The sequence below is a fragment of the Hahella sp. HN01 genome, assembly GCF_018986435.1.
Lineage (GTDB): Bacteria > Pseudomonadota > Gammaproteobacteria > Pseudomonadales > Oleiphilaceae > Hahella.
In genome coordinates this window covers 25337-32904 of the sequence record NZ_JAHMIN010000051.1, presented here as the reverse complement: position 1 = coordinate 32904, position 7568 = coordinate 25337, and the positions used below count along the sequence as shown (strand labels likewise).

The 7568-nt window shown below is 58.1% G+C and carries 9 protein-coding genes and 1 pseudogene; 2 read left to right on the top strand and 8 right to left on the bottom strand.

Annotation, left to right across the window (positions count from 1 at the left end):
* Window positions 1–279 (top strand): annotated as a pseudogene (locus tag KP814_RS29640) (helix-turn-helix domain-containing protein); the annotation flags it as partial.
* 37 nt (window positions 280–316) lie between these two features.
* Entirely contained in the window at window positions 317–964 is a 648-nt protein-coding gene (locus KP814_RS29635) for a glutamine cyclotransferase (protein ID WP_253938728.1), read from the top strand.
* 225 nt (window positions 965–1189) lie between these two features.
* On the opposite strand, the gene KP814_RS29630 is transcribed toward KP814_RS29635, so the two are convergent.
* From KP814_RS29630 to KP814_RS29595, 8 genes are read right to left on the bottom strand one after another with little or no spacing between them, the layout of a single operon-like run.
* Window positions 1190–2701 (bottom strand): cytochrome D1 domain-containing protein, encoded by a 1512-nt coding sequence (locus KP814_RS29630; RefSeq protein WP_216740165.1) that lies wholly within the window; start codon window positions 2699–2701, stop codon window positions 1190–1192.
* An 18-nt stretch (window positions 2702–2719) separates the two neighbouring features.
* Window positions 2720–3880: a heme d1 biosynthesis radical SAM protein NirJ gene (gene nirJ / locus KP814_RS29625; RefSeq protein WP_253938727.1), complete on the bottom strand. Its 1161-nt coding sequence runs from the start codon at window positions 3878–3880 to the stop codon at window positions 2720–2722.
* Window positions 3877–4410: an Lrp/AsnC family transcriptional regulator gene (locus tag KP814_RS29620; RefSeq protein ID WP_216740164.1), complete on the bottom strand. Its 534-nt coding sequence runs from the start codon at window positions 4408–4410 to the stop codon at window positions 3877–3879. The genes nirJ and KP814_RS29620 overlap by 4 nt, the downstream gene beginning before the upstream one ends.
* A complete protein-coding gene (locus tag KP814_RS29615; protein ID WP_216740163.1) occupies window positions 4385–4894 on the bottom strand; it encodes an Lrp/AsnC family transcriptional regulator in 510 nt (169 codons plus the stop codon). Before KP814_RS29615 ends, KP814_RS29620 begins: the two co-directional genes overlap by 26 nt.
* Window positions 4891–5427 carry an Lrp/AsnC family transcriptional regulator gene (locus tag KP814_RS29610; RefSeq protein ID WP_216740162.1) on the bottom strand — a complete coding sequence of 179 codons (537 nt, stop codon included), beginning with the start codon at window positions 5425–5427 and terminating at the stop codon, window positions 4891–4893. Before KP814_RS29610 ends, KP814_RS29615 begins: the two co-directional genes overlap by 4 nt.
* A gap of 27 nt (window positions 5428–5454) precedes the next feature.
* A complete protein-coding gene (locus tag KP814_RS29605) occupies window positions 5455–5961 on the bottom strand; it encodes an Lrp/AsnC family transcriptional regulator (protein WP_216740161.1) in 507 nt (168 codons plus the stop codon).
* Window positions 5958–7202: a cytochrome D1 domain-containing protein gene (locus KP814_RS29600; protein ID WP_216740160.1), complete on the bottom strand. Its 1245-nt coding sequence runs from the start codon at window positions 7200–7202 to the stop codon at window positions 5958–5960. The genes KP814_RS29605 and KP814_RS29600 overlap by 4 nt, the downstream gene beginning before the upstream one ends.
* Window positions 7199–7561 carry a cytochrome c gene (locus KP814_RS29595; RefSeq protein ID WP_216740159.1) on the bottom strand — a complete coding sequence of 121 codons (363 nt, stop codon included), beginning with the start codon at window positions 7559–7561 and terminating at the stop codon, window positions 7199–7201. The genes KP814_RS29600 and KP814_RS29595 overlap by 4 nt, the downstream gene beginning before the upstream one ends.
* Window positions 7562–7568 lie beyond the last annotated feature (7 nt).

The window sequence follows — 7568 nt, the reverse complement described above, 5'->3', positions numbered from 1 at the left end:
CCTAACGATATGAGTGATGTGGCGGTATTGGCGCAACCCGTTGAGGACAAACACGCCAACTTACTCGCTCTGCTAGCCGATGGCGAGGCGTGGTCGAGCGCCTCTATTGCTCTTGCCCTGGGTATGAGCCAGCGCACTGTGCAACGCGCCCTCGACACCCTGGCCGCGGCTGATAAAGTACAGTTCTTCGGCCGTGGTCGCGCCCGCCGCTGGTTGTCGCCGCCACTGCCAGGATTCGCGACAACCTTGTTACTCCCTAATGCACTGCCGGGTCATTAACATAAAAACCTCAATTTAACGCAATGAGGATATCGCCATGGATTCCGCAGCAATTAAACCGAAGACCGCCCAAATCATTGATGAATATGGCCCGTTTCCAGACGTTGACGCCGTGCACGGCGTCAGTTATGACGGCCGCCGGATCTGGTTTGCCTCGGGTGACCGACTCAATGCCCTCGATCCCACCAGCGGCGAGCGGGTAAAGGCGCTTGATGTTATCGCCAACGCCGGTACCGCCTTTGACGGCAAGCACCTGTACCAGATTACCGATGACAGCATCTGCAAAATCGATCCGGACAACGGTCACAGGCTTGCTACCATCCCGGCGCCCGATGGCGGCTGTTGTTCCGGGCTTGCCTGGGCGGAGGGACGTCTTTGGGTCGGACAATACAAAAACCGCCGCATTCACCAGCTCGATCCGGATACCGGAGAGATACTCAGCACTATCGAATCCAATAGATTTGTCACCGGCGTCACCTGGCTTGACGGGGAACTCTGGCACGGGACCTGGGAGGGGGAGGAAAGCGAACTCAGGCGTGTCGATCACCATAACGGTAACGTGCTGGAGAGTATAAGTATGCCGCCTGATATCGGCGTTTCCGGACTTGAATCCAATGGCCGGGACCGGTTTTATTGCGGCGGAGGAAACAGTGGCAAGGTAAGGGTGGTGCTCAAAGCCAAGTGAGTCGCTATAGCCAAGTCGATACTATCTTGCATTTTCGGCTCGGCAATAGCGGATTCGGGCGCGCCGAAGGCTTGATTGAGTTCTCTCGCAAAGTGAGCCGTCGAAACCGCGCTCACTTGAGCCAACCGCCTGACCGGCTAATTCTCGTGGGGGAGTTCTATCCATTTCTTGTGGGGAGCGCTTCCATCTGATCTTTTGGTCGCAGTAATTCGGGCCTTTGACTCGTTAATGACTCGTCCCGCGCACATAGTGGGTTTTGTTGTACACATTATATTTGCCCGACGGCTTGGACATGGGCAGTCGGGTAACTTCCTTCAGCGTTAGCGCGTCATAGACGATTAAAGCGCCATCGTTCTCCCATAAGCTTACCAGCGCGAAGCGGCCATCTTTGGTGAACTCTACGTGGGCGGCGGTTTTACCGGGCTCCGGGGTGAGGGTGGCGATAATTTCCAACGTATTTTTGTCGATAACATGGAGTTTATCTTTGTTGGGCCCAAAGAACACATCTACCCAAATGTAGGGCGAGCCGTCATGGCTACGGGTAAAAAATCCCGGGCCCAGGGTGGAAATGGTTTTCACCAGACTCCAGTCTTTCATATTGATCACAGACAATGCGCCCTCTTTGAGGTGCGGCGTCATCATCAGCGGGCCTTGCTCTGTTTCCCAACTGATGCCCGATCCCAGGTGCGGCATGCCGGGAAGGTTAAGCGTGGCGATGGTTGCGCCGGAGTTCAGCTCAATAACCAGACCGCTTTCCCCACTGCGGGAAGCGCCGATCAGATGACGGTATTCCTGATCAAAAAAGAAATCATCCAGATAGTCTTCGGTGGCGACTTTGCGCACGGGAAAATCCGGCTGATTGTAATCGATCTCCCACCACTCCCGGATGTCCTTCATGGCGGCGATAAAGCTGTGACGCTGGGGCGCTGTGTACACGGCGCTCACTCTTGAGCCTTGTTCGTCGTTGCTGACGGGGAAGGTTTTTACCGGGCTGAGCCGGTCCGCATTCAGCAGCACCAGATTGTGCGGCAGGTAATTGGCGACCATCACCCAACGTCCGTCGGCGGAGAGCGCCAGGTTGCGGGTATTCAGCCCGACCCGAATCTCCGCCACGGTTTTCAGGTTGTAAATATCGAACTGGCTAATCCACCCGTCTCGGGATGCAAAGTAAACATAGCGCCCGTCCGGTGAGAACTTGGGCCCGCCATGCAAGGCGTAGCGGGTTTTAAAGCGGTGGATGGGCTTGAAGGCGTCGCCGTCCAGCAAGGTGGCGTGATGGTCGCCGCTTTCCACCACGATAAACAGATTCATCAGATCCGCCTCGAAAACGGGTTTGTCGCTCAGGCTGGACTTGGGGAAATGAATGATATGCGAAGCGCGAATATCGTCTTGCGTCCATTGCGGCGGCGTCGGCGCGGGCTGAAACAGATAAGCGGCCAATTGCGTCGCCTGACTCTCCGTTATGCGGTCTTGGAAAGCGGGCATCTGCGTGGCCACCCTGCCATGTAATATGACATCCTGCGCCTGTTGTGGACGTAAGCGCCCCAGGCTTTCAGGCAATAGCGCCGGGCCGACGCCGCCGAGGCGTTGGGGGTGATGGCAGGCGGCGCAATGCGTTTGATACAGCGCTTCCGTGTCGCTGGCGGCGTTGTTTGAGGTGCTGTCCGCTGCTGAGGCTGGTGTGACGAAAGCGCTCAAAGTCAGTGTGGCGAATAGGTGTATGGGGGATAATTTCATTAAGACTTCCCGTGATAATCAATGTGCGTCTGAGCTTGATCGGATTTCCGCATCTGTCAGGTAACAGCCCGGGTCCTCCGCCCAGAAGTCGCCGCCGCTATGCGTATAGGCGCGCACGCGGGTGTTGCCATTGCATAGATGACGAACGGCGCAGTCTCCGCAACGGCCATGGAGCGGACGGGGGCGGGCGCGCAACCCCAGCATGAAGGCGTCTTGAGTGTCCCGCCAGATTGCGGAGAAAGGCCGCTCTTTGACATTGCCCAGGTTGTGACTCCACCAGAACGTATCCGGGTGTACTTCTCCCGTGTTATCGATATTGGCGATGCTCACTCCCGAGGCGTTGCCGCCCCAGTGCGTCAGTCGCGTTTGCAGGTCCTGCAGTCTGTGCGGGTAGCGCTGCGCCGCCCAATTCAACAGGAACGGACCGTCGGCGTCGTTGTTGCCAGTGACGTATTCGTTATTCCTCCCGGCGAGAGCGTCTTCATGAGCGCGTTCGAATAACAGCAACATGGCGTTTCGGGTGGTTTGGTGGAACGCATCGCGTTTGCAGTGGCGAAGACCGCGTCCGGCGTAATTGAGGTGAGACAGATAAAACTTATCGATATCCCGCTCTCGCATCAGGTCCAACATAGCGGGCAGTTGCATTGCGTTGTTCTCCGTCAGGGTGAAACGCAGGCCCACTTTCACTCCTGCGGACTTACAGTGCTCCACCCCAGCCAGCGCGGCTTTGAAGCCCCCCGGCATCTGCCGGAACTCATCGTGAGTGGCCTCCGTTCCATCGATGCTGACGCCGACATAGTCGAAGCCGGTGTCGCTGATCGCCGCGGCGGTGTCGCGATTCATCAGCGTGCCGTTGCTGGATAACCCTACGTAGAGACCCAGCGATTTGGCGTAGGCGCCAATCAGAAATATGTCCTTGCGCAGCAAAGGCTCGCCGCCAGACAGAATCACCGCCGGCGCGCCCATCTGTTTGAGATCCTCAAGAGTGTCGAACACTTGCGCGGTCGTCAGCTCGCCGGGAAAGTCGATATCGGCGGAGATGGAATAGCAGTGGCGGCAGGTCAGATTGCAACGCCGAATCAGATTCCAGATCACCACGGGAGCTGACGGTTTCGGGCGTGGATTGAAAGCTTCTTCATGTACGAGGGCGCGCATGTAGTGACTGATCCTGAACATCATTGTCCTCCACTGAAGCGCATGCCGGTTTTTTTCAGGATTCGAGTGCTGAGCAGCAGGTCGCTGGCGCGGCGTGCGTTTCCCAGCAGGGCGGTCATCTCCGTCAGATAGCCATCCAGATCCGCACGGTTCTTACCGTGAATCATGGCGAACAGGTTATATGGCCACTGCGACGGTATTCTGGGGCGCAGATAACAATGGCTGACATAGGGCAGCGCGCCGATACGCTCGCCCAACTCCATAACGCGGGCGTCATCCACGTCCCAGACCGTCATGGCGTTGGCGCGATATCCCAGGCGGTAATGATTAGGCGCGGCGCCGATTCGGCGAATGCAGCCGTTGGCGAGCATGCGTTCGAAACGGGCTTTGACTTCATCTGCTGAAACGCCCAGCGTGGTCGCCAGGGCGTCAAATGGGCGTGGAACCAGTGGCAGGCCGTCCTGGGTCAACAGAATCAGTTGACGATCCAGCTGCGCGAGCGTAACTGGGGTCTCGGTCTGGCCGGGGTCAGGCATGGAAGTGAAGGCCAACATAAAACTCCCTCTGTTTCGGTAGATTGTGAACAGGATATCCAGACTCCAGCGCGATGGCGGTGAGCACGGCGTCAATGTGTTCCGGTTTTTCCGTGGCGACGACAAACCAAAGGTTGAGGGCATGGTCGCGCTCGTAGTTATGGGCGACTTCGGCGTGGCGGTTGATCGCCGCCGTTACGCGTTCGACATCGTGCGCCGGGATCTCCATCGCCGCGAGGGTCAGTCCGCCTCCGAGACGTTCGGCGTGGTAGAACGGTCCGAACCGGGTCAGGTAACCGGTGTGCAGCAAACGTTGCAGGCGCTCCAGTAAATCCGTTTCGCTGATATCCAATTCGCTGGCGACTGCGGCGTAAGGCTCGTCGCAAATGGGAAAACCGATCTGCAGTGTATTGATAAGGCGACGATCCACAGAGTCCAGTTGATAATCGCTGGAGTCATGGGTAATGCGCCCTGTGGCGTGGGGATGTATTGGCTGGGCGGTCATAGTGCCTCCTTCACCGGTGCGGACGGTCTTTTATGGGCGTAGCGGCCGCCGCACTGTTTGTATTGCCGCAAGCTGAACAGCACTGCGCAGGGCGTGTCCTGCAGTCCGCACTGCGTCTTCAGACGCTGCAGTCGTTGCAGCACTTCCTCCCGGGATTTACCGTGCAGCATGCAGTACAGGTTGTAGGGCCAGTCAGGGCCGTCCGGCCTGCGCTGATAACAGAGCGACACCAATCCCGTGCGGCTGATGGCGGCGCCGAGACGGTTCACCTCGCTGTCGGCGACTTCCCACACCACCATGGCGTTACTGGTGTAACCGATTTTGTGATGATTGATGACGATGCCGAAACGACGCGTCAGGCGCGACTGCTCCCAGGTTAGCAGCGCTTCGATTACGTCCTGCTCGCTGAGCCCGCACTGCTGCGCCAGCGCCTGGTAAGGGCGTGGCGACAGAGGCAGTCCATCCTGTAGCGCTATTCGCAATCGCTCCTGCGCTGAGGTTTGATCAGGGGGAGGGCTCGAAATTACATGCATGTCGACGTCTCCTGCATCATCTGTGTTTCAATCAAAGTCCGGACGAAAGCCCAGGTCGATGTGGTAAGGCCTGACCATGGGAAACCGCCGGACCTTCAGCCCCGTCGCCGTCTCCATATTGCGTATCACGGCGTCCAGATGATCCGCATCCGGCGCGGTGACGACGAACCACAGGTTCAGGTCGTGCTCGCGCAGATAGTTATGATTCACCTCGTCATAGGCGTTAATCAGCTCGGCGATGTCCTGCAACTGCCCGACAGGCGCGCGCAGCGCCGCCAGGGTGCTGGCGCCGGCGCGTCGATGGTTAAATACCGGGCCGATGCGGGTGATGACGCCTAGTTGTTGCAAGCGTTGCAGGCAGGCCAGCACCTCGGCTTCGGTGCAGCCAAGCTGGCTCGCCAGGGTGTAGAAGGGACGCGGCGTCAGCGGGAAACCTTTTTGATAGTCGCTCAGAATAGCTTTCTCCAGCCCACTGAGTTCAATAGTGTTTGTTGATGGCGTATGGGTGGAAGTCGGAGAGGTGAGGGCGCTCATAAGCCGATCCTGTTAGCTCTGTCGGTGAAAAAGATGCCGCTGGGGTGTATGGCGGGCAAGCTGTCGGTCCGCTGCATACTGTACGGGTCGTAAATATCCACCCGGTTATCGTCGCGCAGTGAAATCCAGAGTTGGTCGCCTTTCGGCGTAAAGGCCATATGCAACACGGCTTTTCCGGCTTCTATTGTGTTAATGACCTGCAGACTGTCCACATCGATGACTTGCACCTGGTCGTTATCCGGATGGGCGAAGTTGACCCAGACTCTGCGGGCATCCGGCTGCGCCATCACAAATACCGGCTGACTGTAAGTGGGGATGCGACGCAGGATGCGCCAGTCGTAGGAATCAATCACGATGACTTCGTGGTGGCCCACGCCGGGAGCGAACAGGTAGCGCCCAGCTTGAGTCCATCCTTCCAGGTGAGGCATTTTGTAGACCGGCAGGCGTTGCTCGCCTGGACCATAGGTCGGCATGATGCGCTTCACTCCTTCCTGCGGTCGCCATAAGTCGAGCTTGGCCATGCCGCTATCGCCAAATAATCCGGCGAGGTAGTAGCGGCCTTCGGGGGTAATCAGCGCGTCGTAGGGTTCACGGCCGATCTGAGTGAACTTGGTAATTTGCGGTTGCAGACCTGGCGTGGGGTCGCTATCCGCCATATCCAATACCCATATTTCGTCGCTGTCGAACAGGCTGACGACAAAGCGGTTTTGGGGCGCGTCCACCAGGCCGACGGTTTTCGATCCTTTGGCGACGCCGTCTTTTATGACCGATGTGGCTGGAATAGTCGCCACGAGCGCCAGGTCTTCGCTGTTAAAAATATTCACGCCACCGGGGTCGTAGTTGGACACCGCCACATAGGCTCCGTCCTGACTGATGGCGCCGCCGATGCTATTGCCGGCCTGAATGATGCGTTTGACTACTTCGCCGCGCAGCAGATCTACTTTGCTAAGGCCGCCGTCGCGACCAAACACGTAACCATAACGTTGATCGCGGGAGTAGACGATGGAGGCGTGGGACAGATCGCCAAGGCCCTGGATGCGTTTGATCACCTGGCGCTGGCTGGTGTTGACCAGCAGGACGCTGCCCTCGGTGCGTTCGATGATCAGGCCAAGGTCTCCCGTACCGCCCTGATACCTCACATCATCGCGTGCGTCGAGGTGCGTACAAGCGCAGAGGCCTATGCTGATCAGCAGCAGGGTAAGGCGTTGGAATAACCGCAGATGGGGGATACTCGCTTTCATGGGCTTTCCTGAGTGCTAGTGTTGTCGCTGATGTAGGCGCCGCTCAACAGGTCTTGAGCGATGTGGCGAATGTCCTGCTCCGTCAGCAGATCGCGCCAGGGCGGCATGGCGGTGTCCGGTTTACCGTCGGCGATGATGAGGCGAATGGCTTCGCCGCCTAACGCCTGCATGCGCTCAGGGCGTAATGAAGGTCCCAGGCCGCCTTTCAAACTAAGGCCATGGCAGGAGCCGCAGTCCTGACGCACCAGATTGCGTAATTGCGCTGCGCTGTGATTGGCGTCTGCGGCGTGGACGGATGGCGAAGCGCAGACGATTAGCATCGCCAATGCGCCTGTGATGAGGGTTACCGGTTTTCTCATGATGGAT